The organism is Pseudomonas sp. Z5-35 (assembly GCF_051131945.1).
In the GTDB taxonomy this organism is placed as follows: domain Bacteria; phylum Pseudomonadota; class Gammaproteobacteria; order Pseudomonadales; family Pseudomonadaceae; genus Aquipseudomonas; species Aquipseudomonas marvdashtae.
Genome location: NZ_CP071640.1, coordinates 20,849 through 40,348 on the forward strand (window position 1 = coordinate 20,849; position 19,500 = coordinate 40,348).

Genomic DNA, 19,500 nt, shown 5'->3' on the forward strand with positions numbered 1-19,500 from the left:
GCCCGCCTGTTCAAGCGCTTCCCGAACAATCCTTGATCAGGTTGTCTTGGGAGCTCTAATTGTGGATAAGTTCAGCGGCAATCGCCGCCAAGTCGTCAAAAATCAAGGTGCCCACCGGCAGGGTCTTGCCCAGAGTCTTTTCGCCTTTCCCGGTCTTTACTAAAACTGGCTGACAATCGACGGCCTTGGCTGCCTCCAGGTCACCGAGGCTGTCGCCGACGAACCACACACCTGCCAACGCCACATCGTAATGAGCGGCAATGGTGTTCAACATGCCTGGCTTGGGCTTGCGGCAATCGCAGCCGTCGTCTGGCCCGTGCGGGCAATAGACGATCAATCCGACTTCACCGCCCTGCTCCGCCACCAAGTCGCGCAAGCGATCATGCATGGCCTGAAGGACGGTGAGGTCATAGTAACCGCGAGCAATGCCCGACTGGTTGGTGGCAACCGCCACGGTCCAGCCGGCCTTGCTCAGCTGCGCGATGGCTTCGATCGAACCGGGGAGCGGCAGCCACTCCTCTACCGATTTGATGTAAGCGTCGGAGTCGTGATTGATCACTCCGTCCCGATCGAGAATCAGCAGCTTCAAGATTTACCCCAGCAGCGAAATATCGGCAACACCGAGGAACAAGCCACGCAGCCGCGCCAGCAGCGCATAGCGGTTGGCCCGCACATTGGCGTCTTCGGCATTGACCATCACCGCTTCGAAAAACGCATCAACTGGTTCGCGCAATGCCGCCAGGCGCGCCAGGGTTTCGCTGTACTGACGCGCCGCTGCCATCGGCTGAACCGCCTGGTCTGCCTGCTGGATCGCTGAGTACAGGGAGAACTCGTTGGCGTTATCGAAATACTTGGCTTCAACCGTGGCCGCGATCTTGCCTTCGGCCTTGCCCAGCAGATTTGATACCCGCTTGTTCACCGCAGCCAGCGCGGCGGCTTCCGGCAACTTACGGAACGCCTGCACTGCTTGTACGCGCTGGTCAAAGTCCAAGGCCGAGCCTGGCTTCAAGGCACGCACCGACAGGTAGGTTGCGACATCGACGCCTTCGTCTTCATAGCGCGCTCGCAGGCGGTCGAAGACGAACTCCAGCACCGCATCGGCCAGGCCTGCGGCCTTGACCTTGCTACCGAACGCATTGACGGCGAACGCCACGGCGTCGTTCAAGTCCAGGTCCAGTTGTTTGTCGATCAGGATCCGCAGCACGCCCAGCGCCGCGCGACGCAAGGCATAAGGGTCTTTGCTGCCGGTGGGCAACATGCCGATGCCGAAAATCCCCACCAGGGTGTCGAGCTTGTCGGCGATCGCCACGGCCGCCCCGGTCAGGGTGGTCGGCAATTCAGCGCCGGCACCGCGTGGCATGTATTGCTCGTTCAGCGCCAGCGCTACGTCTTGCGGCTCGCCGTCGTTGAGGGCGTAGTAGTAGCCGGCGATGCCTTGCATCTCCGGGAACTCGCCGACCATTTCGGTGGACAGGTCGCACTTGGACAGGATGCCGGCACGGGCCGCGCGCTGGGCGTCACCGCCGATACGCGGGGCGATGAATGCCGCCAGCTTGGAAACGCGCTCGGCCTTGTCGTAGACGCTGCCGAGTTTTTCCTGGAAGACCACGTTCTGCAGACGCAGATTGAAGCTTTCCAGGGATTGTTTCTTGTCCTGCTTGAAGAAGAATTCGGCGTCGGTCAGGCGCGGGCGAACGACTTTTTCGTTACCGGCGATGATCTGCTGCGGATCCTTGCTTTCGATATTAGCGACCGTGATGAAGCGCGGCAGCAACTTGCCGTCGGCGTCCAGCAGGCAGAAGTATTTCTGATTGTCCTGCATGGTGGTGATCAGCGCTTCCTGAGGCACTTCAAGGAAACGTTCTTCGAACGAGCACACCAGCGGCACCGGCCATTCCACCAACGCGGTCACCTCGTCCAGCAAGTTGGCCGGCACGATGGCGGTGCCTTCCTGCAGGGTGGCCAGCTCTTCGGTGCGCTTGCTGATCAGCTCGCGGCGTTCGTTGGCGTCGGCCAGCACGTAGGCGGCACGCAGGTCGGCCAGGTAATTGGCCGGCGAGGTGATGCGCACGCTCTGCGGATGATGGAAGCGATGGCCGCGGGAATCACGACCGGCCTTCTGGGCCAGGATCGTGCAGTCGATGACCTGGTCGCCGAGCAGCATCACCAGCCACTGAGTCGGACGCACGAACTCTTCCTTGCGCGCCGCCCAGCGCATGCGCTTGGGAATCGGCAGGTCGTTCAGCGAATCTTCTACGATGGTCGGCAACAGGCTGGCGGTCGGCTTGCCCTTGATGCTCTGGCTGTAACGCAGCTTCGGGCCGCTCTGGTCGATTTCGCTCAGGTCCACGCCACACTTCTTGGCGAAGCCCAGCGCGGCTTGGGTCGGATTGCCATCGGCATCGAACGCGGCCTGGCGTGGCGGGCCGTCGAGGTTGATGCTGCGGTCCGGCTGCTGGGTTTCCAGGGCGGTGATCAGCACGGCCAGGCGACGCGGTGCGGCATAGACGTGTTTGGTTTCGAAGTTCAGGCCAGCGCCTTGCAGGCCTTTTTCAATACCGGCCAGGAACGCATCGGCCAAGGTGTTCAGGGCTTTGGGTGGCAATTCTTCGGTGCCCAGTTCAACCAGAAAATCTTGAGCACTCATTGTGCAGCCTCCAGCTTAGCCAACACTTCATCACGCAGGTCCGGGGTCGCCATCGGGAAGCCCAGCTTGGCACGGGCCAGCAGATAGGCTTGCGCGACGGAACGCGCCAGGGTGCGTACACGCAGGATGTATTGCTGGCGCGCGGTCACGGAAATCGCCCGGCGTGCGTCCAGCAGGTTGAAGGTATGGGACGCCTTCAACACCATTTCATAGCTCGGCAACGGCAGCGGCTGGTCCAGTTCGAGCAGACGCTTGGCTTCGCTTTCATAGAAGTCGAACAGTTCGAACAGTTTCTCGACGTTGGCGTGTTCGAAGTTATAGGTCGACTGCTCCACTTCGTTCTGGTGGAACACATCGCCATAGGTCACTTTGCCGAACGGGCCGTCGGCCCACACCAGGTCGTAGACCGAATCCACGCCTTGCAGGTACATGGCCAGACGTTCCAGGCCGTAGGTGATCTCGCCGGTGACCGGGTAGCACTCGATGCCGCCCGCTTGCTGGAAGTAGGTGAACTGGGTCACTTCCATGCCGTTGAGCCAGACTTCCCAGCCCAGGCCCCAGGCGCCCAGCGTTGGCGACTCCCAGTTGTCTTCGACGAAACGAATGTCGTGCACCAGCGGATCAAGGCCGACGTGCTTGAGGGAGCCCAGGTAGAGTTCCTGGAAGTTTTCCGGGTTCGGCTTCAGCACGACCTGGAACTGGTAGTAATGCTGCAGGCGGTTCGGGTTTTCGCCGTAGCGGCCGTCAGTCGGCCGGCGGCTCGGCTGCACGTAGGCGGCGTTCCAGGTTTCCGGGCCGATGGCACGCAGAAACGTGGCAGTGTGGAAAGTGCCGGCACCTACTTCCATATCGTAGGGCTGAAGTACCACGCAACCTTGCTCGGCCCAGTATTGCTGGAGGGCGAGGATCAAGTCTTGGAAGGTACGCACGGCTGGCGTAGGCTGGCTCACGAAATTCACCTGTTTCTTGGGCTGCGATTTAAAGAGCGGGAGTATACCCGATTCGTCCGTGCGCACGCCCCCTGGAGCCTTATGCCACGCTGCTTTTGGTGTTCTGACGATCCGTTGTACATGGCTTATCACGATCAGGAGTGGGGCACGCCGCTGCGCGATGCGCAGGGTTTGTTCGAGTTGCTTTTGCTCGAAGGGTTCCAGGCCGGGTTGTCCTGGATCACCGTTTTGCGCAAACGTGAGCGCTACCGGGAAGTGTTGTACGGCTTCGATGTGCAGCGAGTGGCGCAAATGAGCGACGCCGAAATCGACGAGCTGATGCTCGATCCCGGCATCATCCGCAACCGCCTCAAGCTCAAGGCCGCCCGCCGCAATGCCCAGGCCTGGCTGGCGCTGGAAGACCCGGTGGCGTTGCTCTGGTCGTTCGTGGGCGGCAAGCCCATCATCAATCATTTCAAGGACCGCACCGAAGTGCCGGCCATCACGCCTGAAGCGCTGGCAATGAGCAAAGGCCTGAAAAAGGTCGGATTTACTTTCGTCGGACCCACTATCTGTTATGCGCTGATGCAGGCATCGGGCATGGTCATGGACCACACCCAGGACTGCGACCGCTACGCCGAGCTGGCAAACGGTGGTTAGAATAGCCGGCTCGCGACACGCCCATGAATTCAGGAGTGACCTGTGGATAAGTTGAAAGGCGCCTTGCTGGTTGGCGCTCTGCGGTTGTTTGCGCTGCTGCCTTGGCGGGCGGTGCAGGCGGTGGGCTCGGCCATTGGCTGGCTGATGTGGAAATGTCCCAACCGTTCTCGCGACGTAGTGCGAATCAACCTCGCCAAGTGTTTCCCGGAAATGGACCCGGCCGAGCGCGAGCGCCTGGTGGGCCAAAGTCTCAAGGACATCGGCAAATCCCTGACCGAAAGCGCCTGCGCCTGGATCTGGCCGGCCCAGCGCTCCATCGAACTGGTGCGCGAAGTCGAAGGTCTGGACGTGTTGAAAGAAGCACTGGCCTCGGGCAAAGGCGTAGTGGGCATCACCAGCCACCTGGGCAACTGGGAAGTGCTCAATCACTTCTATTGCAGCCAATGTAAACCGATCATTTTCTACCGTCCGCCCAAGCTCAAGGCGGTGGATGAATTGCTGCAAAAGCAGCGCGTCCAACTGGGCAATAAAGTCGCGGCCTCGACCAAGGAAGGCATCCTCAGCGTCATCAAGGAAGTGCGCAAAGGCGGCCAGGTCGGTATCCCCGCCGACCCGGAACCGTCCGAATCCGCCGGTATCTTCGTGCCCTTCTTCGCCACCCAGGCCTTGACCAGCAAATTCGTGCCAAACATGCTCGCTGGCGGCAAGGCCGTCGGCGTCTTCCTCCACGCCCTGCGCTTGCCGGACGGTTCGGGCTACAAAGTCATCCTCGAAGCTGCCCCGGACGCGATGTACAGCACCGACACGGAAACCGCCTGCGCGGCCATGAGCAAGGTGGTAGAGCGCTACGTGCGGGCATATCCGAGCCAGTACATGTGGAGCATGAAACGCTTCAAGAAACGCCCGCCGGGTGAGGCGCGGTGGTACTGAAGGCTGGGAATCAATCCTGGCACTGGCCTTACTTGTGGCAAGGATCCTAATTGTGGCGGGGGGATTTATCCCCGCTCGAGTGCGAAGCGCTCGCCTGTGGATTGTGGCGCTGCGAGTAGTTTGGGGCTGCTGCGCAACCCAGCGGGGATAAATCCCCAGCAACGAGCCGGGCTGCAAGGCATTGATCGCCAAGCATCCAAGTTTTGATATCGTCATCAACAACCTGGGCATTTTCAAGCAGGAAGACTTCTTCGAGACGCCGGACAGCGAATGGCAGCGTTTCTTCGAAACCAACGTGATGTCGGGCGTGCGTGTTTCCAGGGCCTACGCGCAGGGCATGGTCGAGCGTGGTTGGGGGCGGATCGTGTTTGTCTCATCGGAGTCGGGCGTGAACATTCCCGCCGACATGATCCACTACGGCTTCACCAAGACCGCCCAGCTTTCAATTGCTCGCGGCCTGGCCAAACGCCTCGCCGGCACGGGCGTAACGGTGAACTCGGTATTGCCTGGGCCGACACTTTCCGAAGGCGTTGCCAAGATGCTCCAGGCGGACGTCGAGCGCAGCGGGGAAAGCCTGGAAAAGGTCGCGGCAGATTTAGTCAACGAGCACCGCAGCACCTCGATCATCCAGCGCGCGGCACGGGTAGGGGAAGTCGCCAACATGATCATCTACGCCAGCTCGGAACAGGCCTCGGCCACCACCGGAGCGGCGCTGCGAGTTGATGGCGGTGTGGTGGACAGCATCGTTTAGCTGCATCGCCAAAAGCATGAGCAGAGTGCCCTTGCACGGACCCGATGACACAGTGCAAAAGAACGCCGCTTCCTCATCCGAGAGAAGCGGCGTTTTTTCTTTTGGAAGCAACATTGGTTGATCTGACCAAGTTTCGTAGCGTTGAAGGGATTCAGCCCACCCTGTGTGCAGGCGATCCGGGCCCCTTTAGCTAGCCGTTCTCGTTCACGGGATCCGAGCCAACTTGGGCTACCCGTAACTCGATCAGGCGATCGGAACCACCTTCGGCTACGCGTTTCTCGATCAGCCGATCCGAGCCGCCTTCGGCTACCCGGTTTTCGATCAGGCGATCCGAGCCGCCTTCGGCTATGCGTTTCTCGATCAGCCGATCGGAGCCACCTTCGGCTATTCGTTTTTCGATCAGGCGATCCGAACCGCCCTCAGCGAATGTAGGTTGAACAAAAGAATTCGCGAACGCATTGCCGAGCGACAGTGCCAGAAGCGAGCCAACGAGTGTTTTGCTGAAAATGTCCATATCCTGATCCTTTTATTCGTAGATGAAGTGAAGTGAGTTAGACGGCGACGTGCAAACGGACGTCGACGTTGCCGCGGGTTGCGTTGGAGTACGGGCAAACCTGGTGAGCCGCGTCGACCAGCGCTTGAGCATCGGCTTGATCGAGACCTGGCAGGCTGATGTGCAGGTCGATGTCCAGGCCGAAACCGCCAGGGATCTGGCCGATGCCGACGTGTGCCGTGATCGAGGCGTCAGCCGGAATGCTGCGTTTGCTTTGGCTGGCGACAAACTTCAATGCGCCGATGAAGCAGGCCGAGTAGCCGGCAGCGAACAACTGCTCAGGGTTGGTGGCCTCACCACCGGCACCGCCCAAGGCTTTTGGCGTGGCCAGTTTCACGTCGAGAATCTTGTCGCTTGAAACAGCACGGCCATCACGGCCACCGGTGGAGGTTGCGACTGCGGTGTAGAGAACGTTCATGGTGATTCCTCTTTTGCTGATGGGTTTGATCGTTTTGGTCTGCACTAAATGTTTGTGCGCTAACCAGTTGCGATAAAGTTAACGGATCAATAATTAGCGCGCAAGATAAATTTCGAAAAATTTACCTGCTTTGAATTAACCAATTGATCTAGAAAGAAATTTATTTTTAGGTGTCGCCAGCTTGTGTGGGCCGCGAGGCGAGCCAAGGGGAAGGAGATTCTAGGGTGTATCAGCAGGGCCAGCGCAATTGCAGGCCTTCGGAGACAGGGAGTTCAAAGCAGAATATAGGCCTCTCGATCGTTCCCACGCTCCTGCGTGGGAATGCCGTCAGGGACGCTCCGCTCCCGCTTCTGGAAGGTGACGCAGAGCATGGACACGATCAAATTCCGACTGATGATACAAAGCCAAACCGACTAAGCAACAGCCACTCGATTGCGCCCCAGCGCCTTCGCTCGATACAGGGCCTTATCCGCATCGTTCATCAAGCTGTGAAGGTCCTTATTACAGGCCCCCGTCGACGCCACGCCAAGGCTGGCGGATATGCCGTGAACAGGCTCGATCATCAACCCCGCAATCGTATCGATGAGCTGTTCTGCAATCTGGGTTGCAACCTCAATAGACGTGTCCGGGAGCAGAATGGCGAACTCTTCCCCACCGAGCCGGCCATGGATATCCGTCGCCCGAAACGACGAACTGATGACCCCCCCCATCTCGCGCAAAACCTGATCGCCCACTTGATGGCCGTAGGTGTCGTTGATGTGCTTGAAGTGATCCATGTCCAACATGACCGCGCACAACCCCCGCCGGTTGGTCTTACATTCGTCATAAAGCTGCTGGGCATGCTCGAAAAAAGCCCGTCGACTCTTCAGGCCGGTCAGTTCATCGGTTTGGGCGGCACGGGTTGAAATACTGTTCGCCTGCTCCATTTCACGGGTGAGCCGAAAGGCGATTTCCAGGGACTGGGACATTTTGTGCGTGGCGCGGGCCGCAAATGCCGCAAATACCAGGATTGAAAGGGCCATGCCGACCTGGATCGGGGACGGCTGAAACAGCAGCCAAGCGGTGCACGGAAACAGCACCAGGCCAATGGAGACCAGTGTCATATTTCGGTAGGCCGAGTAGCAGGACACCGCGCTGACGGACATGCCGACGGTAAAGAGCATGACCAACGCCTGGGACAACAGATCGTCCGCCGGCATGAGCACAAACGCCCCGCCGCCCCAGATACCGGCGGATAACACCAGCGTGACCCAGTACCTGCGCTCCCAGCGTTGAGGTGTGCGCTCACTTTCGTCGCTGCGGAAATAGGCGACGAACATCGCGATACGCAACAGCGTCGATGCGGTCAGGATGACAATCCACGAAAGAATGACGCTGTGCTCAAACCGATCCCAACACAGCCAACTCAGCATGATGGCCGCGAGATAACTGCCGAACACCGCAGAAACAGATTGGCGAAACAGTTGTTGCAACCGATCAGTTCGTACCTGCTCGGCTATGAAGGAATCCTGACCATTACGAGATCCTGGGCCATCCATGTGATCCACCTGATCGTGATGCAACGAAAACGGAGATTGTGGCACCCTGCCACCAATGCAAACAACTGAATTACTGTGGCGAGGGGAATTAACCCCAAACGCTATGGAGGACCACAAACCGTCCGTGGCGAGGGAGCTTGCTCCCGCTGGTCTGCGAAGCAGCCCCCACCAAAAACCCGACGCTTTACGTCGGGTTTTTCGTGGGATACGACTGCAAGCCCAACGTGCTCATTGGCTACGGCCTACTCGACTTGCGACAGCTTGGCGTCGTCGCAACCGGCAGCACGGCACTCGCGCTCGACAGCTTTGAGTATGACGATACGCGCCTCGGTCTTCTCATTGGCACAATCCAGGTAGAGCAGGCCATCGTTGGAACAAGCGCTGTCACGAATCTTGATCCACTGGATTTGAGCGGCTTTCACCTTTTTCTTTTGATCCGGGTTCAGGGCACTCATCGTCTTCTTGTATTGATCGTTGATGTCCTGATCCGACTGAACCATTTTCAGCGACGCGCAATAGGTTCTGTCATAGGCGTTTCTAGGGTTATCGCAACTCATCGCGGATGCCGATGCGGATGCCATTGCCAGCAATGCCCCAACCAACAAAGACTTGATCACTTACTTCTCTCCCTGAATGCCCTCTATTGATTAGAGGTCGCGGCGGGAATTTATCATGAGGGTTGTAGAACAATGAAGCAGATCCTAGGGTTCATTCGACCCGAACAATGGACAAATGCGGATAGAGGTTCGGGAAGTGATTGCTGATAAAGCCTGCATCGTTCCCGCCGCCCTCGCCGAATCCCCAACCGGTCAAACGTGGCGAGGGAGCTTGCTCCCGCTGGGCTGCAAAGCAGCCCCCACCCACCCAGAAAAATCCCTACAGACAAAACCGTATCACCCACTTCAAACCCCAATCGTAAACCCGACTAGCTCCAATTTTCGGGTCAAAACCGAGCCCTGTTTACCTCCCACCGCCAATCCTTCCACTAGGCTACTCATCCTTGCGCCTTTGCCTACAACTACGCCGGAATCCGCCGGCTTGTGCGCCTTGCCTATGGTTTCTATTGTTTACCTGCACTTAATGGTGACTTGAATGTTGGATCGTTGCAATCTTCGCGAAGCAAAGAGCTATGTCATGGTGCATTCTGGAGAAGTGGAAAATAAGCATGGATTACATGCTTTAGCCGCAGCGCAAGCTTTCGGTCGTCTTGTCGACCTGAGGCTTGATATTGATCAGCTCAAGGTCGTTATGCTTGATTACAATCAGCGTGTCGGAAGAGCTTTCCATGCCCTGTATGAAGCGCTGCTGTAATTGAAATTAGTAATGGATGATTTTTATGCAAATTGAATACGCCATGGTTGCGTTGGGGTTTTTTGCTTTTTGCGGGGGGATGATCGATGCTGCCGTGGGGGGAGGTGGGCTGGTTCAAGTACCAGCGCTACTGCATGCATTGCCTCAGCACTCGCTGAGCACAGTTTTTGGCACGAATAAGCTGGCTGTACTTGCAGGAAATCTTTCTTCTATATTTAGTTACGTTAAACGGATAAAAATTGTGTGGAAGCTGATGCTTCCAACGATGCTCTCGGCTTTTGTATTTTCGTTTGTGGGTGCTTTTTCCGTCTCGCTCGTTCCCAAGACGATAATGGAGTATTTTGTATTTTTTGTATTGGTGGTAATGGCTGTTTATACATTCGCAAAAAAGGATCTAGGGCTTGTTCACTCGGACGCTCAGTGCGGATCCAGAGAAGTGCTACTTGGGGTTTTTTTTGGAGCCTTAATAGGATTTTATGACGGAGTTTTTGGACCCGGCAGTGGTAGTTTTTTGTTATTTGTTTTCGTTAAATATTTTGGCTACGATTTTCTGAATGCATCCGCTTCAGCAAAACTGGTTAACCTGGGAACGTTTAGCGCGGCGCTGCTATTTTTCATACCTTCAGGTCATGTGCTGTGGGTAATTGGTGGACTGGTCGCGGTGTGTAATATGGTGGGTGCGCTGGCAGGCACTTTTTTGGCTTTGCGCTATGGGAGTGGATTAATTCGTATCTTGTTTCTCTTTTTATTGGTGTTCCTTATTGGCCGAATGGGATTGTCCATATGGCTGTGACAGGTTGCGCGCAACGCCGTTAGATAAAAAAACGGGACCTCGTTTTCACGCAGTCCCGTCTTTCACACCCGATCAGCTCAAAACGCCGGTAAAACCGCGCCTTTGTACTTCTCGAGAATAAACGCTTTCACTTCCGGCGTATGCAGCGCTGCAACCAGTTTCTTCATCGCCTCACTGTCCTTATCATCCTCACGAGCCACCAGGATGTTCACATAAGGCGAATCGTTACCTTCGATAACCAGCGCATCCTTGGAAGGATCAAGTTTGGCCTCCAACGCATAGTTGGTATTGATCAACGCCAGATCCACCTGGGTCAGCACTCGCGGAATAGTCGCCGCTTCCAGCTCACGGAACTTCAAATCCTTCGAGTTCTCGGTAATGTCCTTGGTCGTCGACAGGATGTTGTTCGAATCCTTGAGCTTGATCAACCCGGCTTTGGCCAGCAACAACAGCGCACGGCCGCCGTTGGTAGCGTCGTTCGGGATCACCACGTTAGCGCCGCCCGGCAGTTCTGTCAGCGCCTTGTACTTGCTGGAATACGCGCCCAGTGGTTCCAGATGCACACCCGCCACGCTCATCAGGTGCGTGCCCTTGGCCTTGTTGAACTCATCCAGGTACGGCTGGTGTTGGAAGAAGTTGGCGTCCAGGCGCTTTTCCGCAACCTGTACGTTCGGCTGGATGTAGTCGGTGAAGACTTTGACCTTGAGGTCCACGCCTTGTTTGGCCAATGCCGGTTTGACGAACTCGAGGATTTCCGCGTGCGGCACCGGCGTGGCCGCGACGGTCAGGGTGTCGGCGGCGTGGGCGGAAAACGCTGCGGCGGCAGCGAAGGCAACCAGTAGTTTTTTCATTCAGCTAACTCCTTGAGGGGCGCCTGCTCTCGGCGCCTGCCAGCGAATGGCCGGCTCATGTTTATTGGCGCGAGGCCTTATTTTCTAGAGAAATGCACAACCAACTTGTCGCCCACGGTTTGCAGGACTTGCACCAGCACCAGCAGCAACACCACCGTGACCACCATGACGTCGGTCTGGAAACGCTGGTAGCCGAAGCGGATCGCCAGGTCACCCAAACCTCCGGCGCCGACCACACCGGCCATGGCCGTGTAGGACACCAGCGTAATCGCTGTCACCGTAATCGCTGCAAAAATGCCTGGGCGGGCTTCCGGCAGCAAGGCGTTGACGATGATCTGCCGCGTGGTGGCGCCCATGGCCTGGGTCGCTTCGATGATGCCGCGGTCGACTTCTCGCAGTGCGGTTTCCACCAGGCGGGCGAAGAACGGTGTCGCGCCGACCACCAGCGGTGGGATCGCGCCGGCTACGCCCAGGGAGGTGCCGGTGATCAACACCGTGAACGGGATCATCACGATCAATAGGATGATGAACGGCAACGAACGCAGGATGTTGACGATCAGCGACAGCAGCGCATAAAGACCCCGTGCTTCGAGCAGTTGGCGCGGGCTGCACAAGAACAACAACACCCCCAGCGGCAAGCCGAGCAGCACGGTGAACAGCAGCGAGCCGAACAGCATCAGGAAAGTGTCGCCGGTCGCCAGCCAGATTTCCAGCCAGTCGATGTTGGAGAAAAACGAATTCAACAGTTCCATCAGCGCAGCACCTCCATGTGGACATCGGCCGCGGTGAAGCGGGCAAACGCCGCCTCCATGTCACCGCCGGTAATGGCGAGGGTCAGTTGCCCGTAGGGGGTGTCTTTGATGCGGTCGATACGACCGGCCAGGATGCTGTAGTCCACGCCGGTTTCCCGGGCGACTGTGCCGAGCAGCGGCGCGTAGGTCGCTTCGCCCTGGAACGTCAGACGCACGATGCGCCCTGGCACGTGGGCGAAGTCGTCGCGCTGTTCGCTTTCGTCTATTTGCTCGTCTTCCTGGACGAAACGCTTGGTGGTCGGGTGCTTCGGATGTAGGAACACCTCGGCCACCGGGCCTTGCTCGACGATCACGCCGGCGTCCATCACCGCCACCTGATCGCAAACGCGGCGAATCACGTCCATTTCATGGGTGATCAGCACGATGGTCAGCTTCAGCTCACGGTTGATCTCCGCCAGCAATTGCAACACCGAGGCGGTGGTCTGCGGGTCTAGGGCGCTGGTGGCTTCGTCGCACAATAGTATTTTTGGCTTGGTCGCCAGGGCGCGGGCGATGCCGACGCGCTGCTTCTGGCCGCCGGACAATTGTGCCGGGTATTTGCGGGCGTGGTCAGACAAGCCCACCCGTGCCAGCAGCTCGGCGACGCGGCGGTCGATTTCGCTGCGGGACAATTCACCGGCCAACGTCAGCGGTAGCGCGACGTTATCGGCCACGGTCTTGGACGCCAGCAAGTTGAAGTGCTGGAAGATCATCCCGACTTGCTGACGGAAGCGGCGCAGGCTGCTGGCGTCCAGGGCAGTGACTTCTTCACCGTCGACGATGATCTTGCCGCCCGTGGAATCTTCCAGGCGATTGATCAGACGCAGCAGGGTACTTTTTCCCGCACCGGAGTGGCCAATCAGGCCGAAGACCTGGCCGTTCTCAATCGTCAGATTGGTTGGGTGCAGGGCGGGGATATCCTTACCGGAAACCCGGTAGGTTTTATGGACGTTTTGAAACTCGATCACGTAGCGAACCTTGTGGGGCGCGTTGGAAAAGGATCAGCGGTAAGCCGGGCGCGCATTTTAGCCTGTCCGTATAGAGGTTCTTAGCATTTATTTGAGATAGGACCAGTCATTTGGCAATAAGGCGATCAAAGGACATAAAAAAGGAACACAGCGAAACGGCATCGGTCACTCATTAAGCAACTCCACATATGCCCGGGTACCGTGCCTGGCGCATCGAACTCACGGGTCCTGGCCACGGCGGGGATCGCAACGAGGAGTCATGCCTGATGAGCACTAAAAAACCTGCCGCCCCCAGCCAAATGGCCGGGACTGACACGCTGGATCGCAGCAATACCAACGCCAAGCTCGAGAGTCTTGAGCAGTTTCGCTCCGACGCCACCGAACAGGCCTTGCGTACCAACCAAGGCGTGAAAATCGCCGACAACCAGAACACCCTCCACGTCGGACCGCGTGGGCCGTCCCTGCTTGAAGACTTCATCATGCGTGAAAAAATCACGCATTTTGACCATGAGCGTATTCCCGAGCGCATCGTTCACGCCCGTGGCACCGGCGCCCATGGTTATTTTCAGACCTATGAAGCGCATTCAGCACTGACCAAGGCCGGTTTCCTACAAGACCCGAGCAAGAAAACCCCGGTGTTCGTGCGCTTTTCCACCGTGCAAGGTCCACGGGGTTCCGGCGACACCGTGCGGGACGTGCGTGGCTTTGCTGTGAAGTTTTTCACCGACGAAGGCAACTTCGATTTGGTCGGCAACAACATGCCGGTATTTTTCATACAGGATGCGGTGAAGTTTCCAGACTTCGTCCACGCGGTGAAACCCGAGCCCCATAACGAAATTCCTACCGGCGGTTCGGCCCATGACACGTTCTGGGATTTTGTGTCACTGGTGCCTGAATCCGCTCATATGGTGATCTGGGCGATGTCCGACCGGGCAATCCCGAAAAGCCTGCGCGCCATGCAGGGTTTCGGCGTGCACACCTTCCGCATGATCAACGCCGAAGGCCGCAGCAGCTTCGTCAAGTTCCATTGGCGGCCCAAGGCCGGGACCTGTTCCCTGGTATGGGACGAAGCCCAGAAGCTCGCGGGCAAGGACACTGACTACCACCGTCGCGATCTGTGGGAATCGATCGAGATGGGCGACTACCCCGAGTGGGAATTTGGCGTACAGATTGTCGCCGAGGAAGACGAGCACAAGTTCGACTTCGACCTGCTCGACCCGACCAAGATCATTCCCGAAGAGCTGGTGCCCATCACGCCCCTGGGCAAGATGGTGCTGAACCGCAACCCGGACAACTTTTTCGCCGAAGTCGAGCAGGTTGCGTTCTGCCCCGGGCATATCGTGCCGGGCATCGATTTCAGCAACGACCCATTGCTGCAAGGCCGGCTGTTTTCCTACACCGATACGCAGATCAGCCGACTCGGTGGGCCGAATTTTCATGAGCTGCCGATCAACCGGGCAATCACCCCGGTGCACAACGGCCAGCGGGATGCCATGCACCGCACCACTATCGACAAGGGGCGCGCTTCCTACGAGCCGAACTCCATTGACGGCGGCTGGCCGAAGGAAACTCCGCCCGGCCCGCAGGATGGCGGTTTCGAAAGTTATCCGGAGCGCATCGACGCCCACAAGATCCGCCAACGCAGTGATTCGTTCGGTGATCATTTCTCCCAGGCGCGGCTGTTCTACAAGAGCATGAGCCCCCACGAGCAAGAGCACATCATCGCGGCCTACAGTTTCGAGCTGGGGAAGGTGGAGCGGGAGTTCATCCGGGCGCGGCAGGTGAATGAAATCCTCGCCAACATTGACTTGAAACTGGCCGGGCGGGTCGCGAAAAACCTCGGCTTGCCGGCACCGACCGCCGGTACTGTCGATGTTCCGACGCCTTCGCTGGAGCAATCCCCCGCCTTAAGCCAGGCGAACCTGCTGTCCGGCGACATCAAGACGCGCAAAGTGGCGGTGTTGGTGGCTAACGGTGTCGATGGGGCGATCATCGATGCGCTCAAGCAGGCCCTGAAGGCTGAGGGCGCCCACGCCAAAGTGCTGGGGCCAACTTCGGCGCCGGTCACCACCGCCGATGGGCAGACGTTGGCGGTAGATGCGTCCATGGAAGGGTTGCCGTCGATTGCCTTCGACGCGGTGTTCGTGCCCGGTGGCGCGGAGTCGATCAAGGCCTTGAGTCGCGACGGCGTGGCGTTGCACTACGTGCTGGAGGCCTACAAGCATCTGAAAGCCATTGGGCTTCATGGTGAGGCCCGGCAGTTGTTGGTGGAGTTGAAGCTGGAGGTGGACGCGGGGTTGATCGAAGATGCGGATGCGAGCGGTTTTTCGCGGTTTTTTGCGGCGATTGCTCAGCATCGGGTCTGGACGCGGGAGCCGAAGGCGAAGGCAGTTCCAGCTTAAGGAGATTTGCTGTCTGGTAGGGCGCTATCGCGAGCGAGCCCGCTCGCGATGCTTTTACTGCTTACGCGGCGTTAGAACAACCTGCGCCGGCACACTGCGCAAAATCTGCTTCTGCAGTTTCAAATCAAATCCCGGATCAAGTTTCTTGACCCGCTTGGTCAGCAAGGTGGCCAGCCAAGGGTAATCATCGGTGCGCGGCGCCTGGATGCTGACATCACATTGATAATTCACTACATCTGCCGCAATGGCGTCCAGTTGATGACGCATCTTCTGGATATCGCCGATGTTCAATGCAACCGTGGTGCTTTGCGCACTCGGATCGATCACCTTGGCGACTGGTTTTGCTTCGGCGGCCTGCAGCGCGGCTTCGGCTTTTTCCAGTTCGGCCTTACGGGCTTCGGCGATTGCGCTGTTGACTTCGCCGGTGAGCGCTGGCGCTTTTGGCATCAGCGCACGTGCCCGGCTCAGCGCCGTGGCGGCGGCGTTCACGTCGCCTTTTTGCAGGTCGATCTGGCTGCGGCGCAAATACGCCTCGGCCAATTGGCGCTGATAGGGTTCCAGCGAGGGATCTTCGGGCGATTGAGCCTGTAACGCGGTCAATTGATTTTCGGCGGTGGCCAGTTCATTGGCAGCCAGGCTTTGTTCAAGCTGCGCGATGGCCGGGCCCCGTGTATCGGGAGCCTGGGTGACCGGCGGCGTGCTCTGACAGGCGCCCAGCAACAGGGAAAACGCGACAAGGAGCAGATAACGGGAGGCGAACGGGTTCATTCCTGCGACTCTCTATTTGCGCAAAAAGCGAGCAAGTCTACACCCCTCGACGAGGCAGGACAAAACTCAGCAGAAACAACGCCGCGGCGCTGACCACGATCGACGGGCCGGCCGGGGTGTCCTTGAACCACGACAACGCCAGCCCGCCGCACACGGCGAGCATGCCCAGCAGGCTCGCGCCCAGGGCCATCTGTTCAGGCGAGCGGGCGTGACGCTGCGCGGCAGCTGCCGGGATGATCAGCAATGAAGTAATCAGCAACACACCGACGATCTTCATCGCCACGGCGATCACCACCGCGATCAACAACATCAGCGCCAGCCGCAAGCCCACCACGGGCAAGCCTTCGACCCGTGCCAACTCTTCATGGACGGTGACCGCCAGCAACGGACGCCACAGCGCGACCAGCAACAGCAGCACTGCTGCGCTGCCGCCGAGGATCCATGAAAGATCCGTCGGGCTGATCGCCAAGAGATCGCCGAACAGATAGGCCATCAAGTCGATCCGCACGTCACGCATGAAGCTGAGCACCACCAGCCCGAGGGACAGCGTGCTCGGTGCCAGGATGCCCAGCAGTGTGTCGGACGCCAGCGGCTGGCGCTGTTGCAGGGTGACCAGCACCACCGCCAGTAACAGGCAGCCAACGGTCACGGCGATAGCCGGGCTGACATCCAGCAAAAACCCCAGCGCCACGCCGAGCAGCGCTGCGTGGGACAAGGTGTCGCCAAAATAGGCCATGCGCCGCCAGACCACGAATGAACCCAGGGGGCCCGCCACCAGTGCGAGGGCCAGGCCTGCGAGCAGGGCATACAACAGAAAATCAGCCATGCTTGCAGCCATCTCCGTGAGCGTGGGTAGAAACAGGTGAGGCACTGACCACCGAGCCATGCAGATCATGGGCGTGGTCATGGTGATGATGATAAATCGCCAGGCTTTGTGCGTTCTTTCCGAAAAGCTCGACAAACGCCGGATCACTGCTGACTTGCTCGGGATGCCCGGAACAGCAGACGTGACGGTTGAGGCAAACCACCTGGTCGGTGGTGCTCATGACCAAGTGAAGATCGTGGGAGACCATCAGCACGCCGCAGCGGTGGCGGTCGCGCAAACGGGTAATCAAGCTGTACAACTCGGCTTGGCCGGCCACGTCAACGCCTTGTACGGGCTCGTCGAGCACCAGCAATTCGGGCTCGCGCAACAGGGCGCGGGCCAGCAATACGCGCTGCATTTCGCCACCGGAAACGCTTTGCACCGGGCTGTCGATGACCTGCTCGGCACCGACTTCCTTTAAGGCCGCCAAGGCTCGTTCGCGATCCACCCCAGGCACCAGGCGCAAGAAGCGCAGCACCGACAGTGGCAAGGTCGCATCGACATGAAGCTTTTGCGGCATGTAGCCGACACGCAACTTGGGCTTGCGCCAGACGCTGCCGCTGTCGGGCTTGAGCAGACCCAGCACGGCCCGCACCAGGGTGGTCTTGCCGGCACCGTTGGGGCCGATCAACGTCACGATCTGCCCCGGTTCGACGCTCAGGTGAATGTTGTCCAGCACGTTCTGCCCGGCGAACGTCACGGCCACCTGTTCGAGGTGGATCAACGCATTGCTCATCAGGCCCCCTGGCAGCCGGAGCAGAGGCCAACCACTTCGACGGTCTGGGTATCGACCACAAAGCCGACGTCCTTGGCACTGGCGATGATGGCATCGCTGATGGACTTCTGTTCCAGCTCGATGGCGGCGTGGCATTCACGGCAGATCAGGAACTGGCCTTGGTGGGCGTGCTCCGGATGGTTGCAGCCAACGAAGGCGTTCAGGGACGAAATGCGATGCACCAGGCCGTTTTCCAAGAGGAAATCCAGCGCCCGATAGACGGTTGGCGGCGCGGCGCGGCGACCGTCCTGCTCGCTGAGCACGGCAAGAATGTCGTAGGCGCCCAGCGGCTTGTGGCTCTGCCAGACCAATTCCAGCACGCGCCGCCGCAGGGCGGTCAGGCGCAACCCTTGGCGCGCGCAGATGGCGTCGGCCTCGGACAAGGCGCTGTGCACGCAGTGGGAGTGATCATGTGGACGACTGGCAAGGGGCGTAATGGGCATGGGCAGCGACGAGTTTAGTGAGAGACGTTATTATGTTACCCGTTCTCGTCTCTCCGAGTGGTCATCGTGTCCCGAATTTTTTCGCTGTTTGTCGCTTTTGTCGTAAATTTTCTACTGATTGGCTCGGTTCAGGCCGACGTCAAGGTCCTCACCAGTATCAAGCCGCTGCAACTGATTGCCGCCGCCGTGCAGGACGGCGTGGCCGTTCCGCAAGTATTGCTGCCGCCAGGGGCTTCGCCGCACCACTATGCGTTGCGGCCATCGGATGTACGCAAGGTGCAGTCGGTGGACCTGTTGTACTGGATCGGCCCTGACATGGAAGGTTTCCTGCCGCGTGTGTTGAACGGTCGTACGCTGCCTTCCGTTGCAGTGCAGGACCTGCCAGGGCTCAAGTTGCGTCATTTCGCCGACGACAGCGCCTCCCACGAAGATGAGGATCACGGCAGCGATGAGCATGATCACGACCATCGCCCCGGCACGGTGGACGCTCATCTTTGGCTCTCTCCGCTTAATGCGCGGGTGATCGCTGCCAAGATGGCAGCTGACCTGAGCGCAGCGGATCCGGCAAACGCGGCCCGCTATCAGAGCAACCTCAAGGGCTTCAATCAGCGCCTCGATGCCATGGATGCGCGTCTCAAGGCACGTCTGGTTGGGGTCGCGGGCAAACCGTATTTTGTCTTCCATGAAGCGTTCGATTATTTCGAAGACAACTACGGCCTCAAGCACGCCGGGGTTTTCGCCGTGGCCGCCGAAGTCCAGCCTGGTGCCCAGCACGTGGCGGCGATGCGTACGCGCTTGCAAGCCGTGGGCAAGACCTGTGTCTTCAGCGAACCGCCCCTGCGCCCGCGCCTGGCCGAGACCCTGGTGGCCGGCCTGCCGGTGAAACTGGCGGAGCTGGATGCACTTGGGGGTTACACCCCGGCGACGGCGCAGGGGTATGAGCAGTTGTTGGAGAAGTTGGGGAATGATTTGGCGGGGTGCCTGGAGTCGCTATAGTCTGCTAATGCCGAACCTGTGGCGAGGGAGCTTGCTCCCGCTCGGTTGCGCAGCGACCGCAAAATCTTGGGGCTGCTGCGCAGCCCAGCGGGAGCAAGCTCCCTCGGCACG

At 58.9% G+C, this 19,500-nt stretch carries 20 protein-coding genes and 1 pseudogene; 7 read left to right on the forward strand and 14 right to left on the reverse strand.

Translation table 11 applies throughout. The features are described from left to right. Positions 1-55: 55 nt before the first annotated feature. From gmhB to glyQ, 3 genes are read right to left on the reverse strand one after another with little or no spacing between them, the layout of a single operon-like run. Complete coding sequence (gmhB, locus tag J3P95_RS00100) at positions 56-589, reverse strand: D-glycero-beta-D-manno-heptose 1,7-bisphosphate 7-phosphatase (protein WP_434559724.1); 534 nt, start codon at positions 587-589, stop codon at positions 56-58. 3 nt (positions 590-592) lie between these two features. Further along, positions 593-2,647 (reverse strand): glycine--tRNA ligase subunit beta, encoded by a 2,055-nt coding sequence (glyS, locus tag J3P95_RS00105; RefSeq protein WP_434579241.1) that lies wholly within the window; start codon positions 2,645-2,647, stop codon positions 593-595. After that, positions 2,644-3,597 (reverse strand): glycine--tRNA ligase subunit alpha, encoded by a 954-nt coding sequence (glyQ, locus tag J3P95_RS00110; RefSeq protein ID WP_434559728.1) that lies wholly within the window; start codon positions 3,595-3,597, stop codon positions 2,644-2,646. Before glyQ ends, glyS begins: the two co-directional genes overlap by 4 nt. 81 nt (positions 3,598-3,678) lie before the next feature. Here glyQ and J3P95_RS00115 point away from each other — a divergent pair, with 81 nt between their 5' ends. The 3 genes and pseudogenes from J3P95_RS00115 to J3P95_RS00125 form a co-directional block, all read left to right on the forward strand. Next, a complete protein-coding gene (locus tag J3P95_RS00115) occupies positions 3,679-4,236 on the forward strand; it encodes a DNA-3-methyladenine glycosylase I (protein ID WP_434559730.1) in 558 nt (185 codons plus the stop codon). 42 nt (positions 4,237-4,278) lie between these two features. Continuing rightward, positions 4,279-5,166 (forward strand): lysophospholipid acyltransferase, encoded by an 888-nt coding sequence (locus tag J3P95_RS00120; RefSeq protein ID WP_434559732.1) that lies wholly within the window; start codon positions 4,279-4,281, stop codon positions 5,164-5,166. A 169-nt stretch (positions 5,167-5,335) separates the two neighbouring features. Next, positions 5,336-5,917: pseudogene (locus J3P95_RS00125) on the forward strand (SDR family NAD(P)-dependent oxidoreductase); the annotation flags it as partial. A gap of 190 nt (positions 5,918-6,107) precedes the next feature. Here J3P95_RS00125 and J3P95_RS00130 read toward each other — a convergent pair. From J3P95_RS00130 to J3P95_RS00145, 4 genes are all read right to left on the reverse strand, one after another. Then, positions 6,108-6,431 carry a hypothetical protein gene (locus tag J3P95_RS00130; RefSeq protein ID WP_434579238.1) on the reverse strand — a complete coding sequence of 108 codons (324 nt, stop codon included), beginning with the start codon at positions 6,429-6,431 and terminating at the stop codon, positions 6,108-6,110. 37 nt (positions 6,432-6,468) lie between these two features. Beyond that, positions 6,469-6,888, reverse strand: coding sequence for an organic hydroperoxide resistance protein (locus tag J3P95_RS00135; protein WP_434559736.1), 420 nt, complete (start codon positions 6,886-6,888; stop codon positions 6,469-6,471). Positions 6,889-7,301: 413 nt separating this feature from the next. Continuing rightward, positions 7,302-8,426, reverse strand: coding sequence for a diguanylate cyclase (locus tag J3P95_RS00140; RefSeq protein ID WP_434579236.1), 1,125 nt, complete (start codon positions 8,424-8,426; stop codon positions 7,302-7,304). 242 nt (positions 8,427-8,668) lie between these two features. Further along, the gene (locus tag J3P95_RS00145; protein ID WP_434559740.1) at positions 8,669-9,043 is read right to left on the reverse strand and encodes a lysozyme inhibitor LprI family protein; all 375 of its coding nucleotides are present in this window, start codon (positions 9,041-9,043) and stop codon (positions 8,669-8,671) included. 475 nt (positions 9,044-9,518) lie between these two features. Between J3P95_RS00145 and J3P95_RS00150 the strand changes: the two genes are divergently transcribed. Together J3P95_RS00150 and J3P95_RS00155 are read left to right on the forward strand one after the other, a co-directional pair. Then, entirely contained in the window at positions 9,519-9,737 is a 219-nt protein-coding gene (locus tag J3P95_RS00150) for a hypothetical protein (protein ID WP_434559742.1), read from the forward strand. A 25-nt stretch (positions 9,738-9,762) separates the two neighbouring features. Next, entirely contained in the window at positions 9,763-10,530 is a 768-nt protein-coding gene (locus J3P95_RS00155; RefSeq protein WP_434559744.1) for a sulfite exporter TauE/SafE family protein, read from the forward strand. 77 nt (positions 10,531-10,607) lie between these two features. Here the strand turns inward: J3P95_RS00155 and J3P95_RS00160 are convergent, their stop codons facing one another. The 3 genes from J3P95_RS00160 to J3P95_RS00170 all read right to left on the reverse strand — a co-directional run bounded on the left by J3P95_RS00160 (position 10,608) and on the right by J3P95_RS00170 (position 13,140). Then, the gene (locus tag J3P95_RS00160; protein ID WP_434579234.1) at positions 10,608-11,381 is read right to left on the reverse strand and encodes a MetQ/NlpA family ABC transporter substrate-binding protein; all 774 of its coding nucleotides are present in this window, start codon (positions 11,379-11,381) and stop codon (positions 10,608-10,610) included. A gap of 77 nt (positions 11,382-11,458) precedes the next feature. Beyond that, positions 11,459-12,133, reverse strand: coding sequence for a methionine ABC transporter permease (locus tag J3P95_RS00165; protein WP_186614173.1), 675 nt, complete (start codon positions 12,131-12,133; stop codon positions 11,459-11,461). After that, positions 12,133-13,140, reverse strand: a complete 1,008-nt coding sequence (locus J3P95_RS00170) for a methionine ABC transporter ATP-binding protein (protein WP_434579232.1) — start codon at positions 13,138-13,140, stop codon at positions 12,133-12,135. Before J3P95_RS00170 ends, J3P95_RS00165 begins: the two co-directional genes overlap by 1 nt. Positions 13,141-13,406: 266 nt before the next feature. Between J3P95_RS00170 and katE the strand changes: the two genes are divergently transcribed. Next, positions 13,407-15,542: a catalase HPII gene (gene katE, locus J3P95_RS00175; RefSeq protein WP_434579230.1), complete on the forward strand. Its 2,136-nt coding sequence runs from the start codon at positions 13,407-13,409 to the stop codon at positions 15,540-15,542. Positions 15,543-15,596: 54 nt separating this feature from the next. Here katE and J3P95_RS00180 read toward each other — a convergent pair whose 3' ends face one another. Genes J3P95_RS00180 through zur form a run of 4 tightly spaced genes read right to left on the reverse strand, consistent with a single transcriptional unit; the run spans position 15,597 to position 18,393 of the window. Further along, the gene (locus J3P95_RS00180; RefSeq protein ID WP_434579228.1) at positions 15,597-16,310 is read right to left on the reverse strand and encodes a PA5502 family lipoprotein; all 714 of its coding nucleotides are present in this window, start codon (positions 16,308-16,310) and stop codon (positions 15,597-15,599) included. A gap of 37 nt (positions 16,311-16,347) precedes the next feature. Beyond that, positions 16,348-17,136: a zinc ABC transporter permease subunit ZnuB gene (gene znuB, locus J3P95_RS00185; protein WP_186614181.1), complete on the reverse strand. Its 789-nt coding sequence runs from the start codon at positions 17,134-17,136 to the stop codon at positions 16,348-16,350. Beyond that, entirely contained in the window at positions 17,129-17,911 is a 783-nt protein-coding gene (gene znuC, locus J3P95_RS00190; RefSeq protein ID WP_434579225.1) for a zinc ABC transporter ATP-binding protein ZnuC, read from the reverse strand. Before znuC ends, znuB begins: the two co-directional genes overlap by 8 nt. After that, complete coding sequence (gene zur / locus J3P95_RS00195; RefSeq protein WP_018602776.1) at positions 17,911-18,393, reverse strand: zinc uptake transcriptional repressor Zur; 483 nt, start codon at positions 18,391-18,393, stop codon at positions 17,911-17,913. The genes znuC and zur overlap by 1 nt, the downstream gene beginning before the upstream one ends. A 66-nt stretch (positions 18,394-18,459) precedes the next feature. Here zur and J3P95_RS00200 point away from each other — a divergent pair, with 66 nt between their 5' ends. Then, on the forward strand, positions 18,460-19,389 hold the full coding sequence (locus tag J3P95_RS00200) for a zinc ABC transporter substrate-binding protein (RefSeq protein WP_434559756.1): 930 nt from the start codon (positions 18,460-18,462) through the stop codon (positions 19,387-19,389). Positions 19,390-19,500 lie beyond the last annotated feature (111 nt).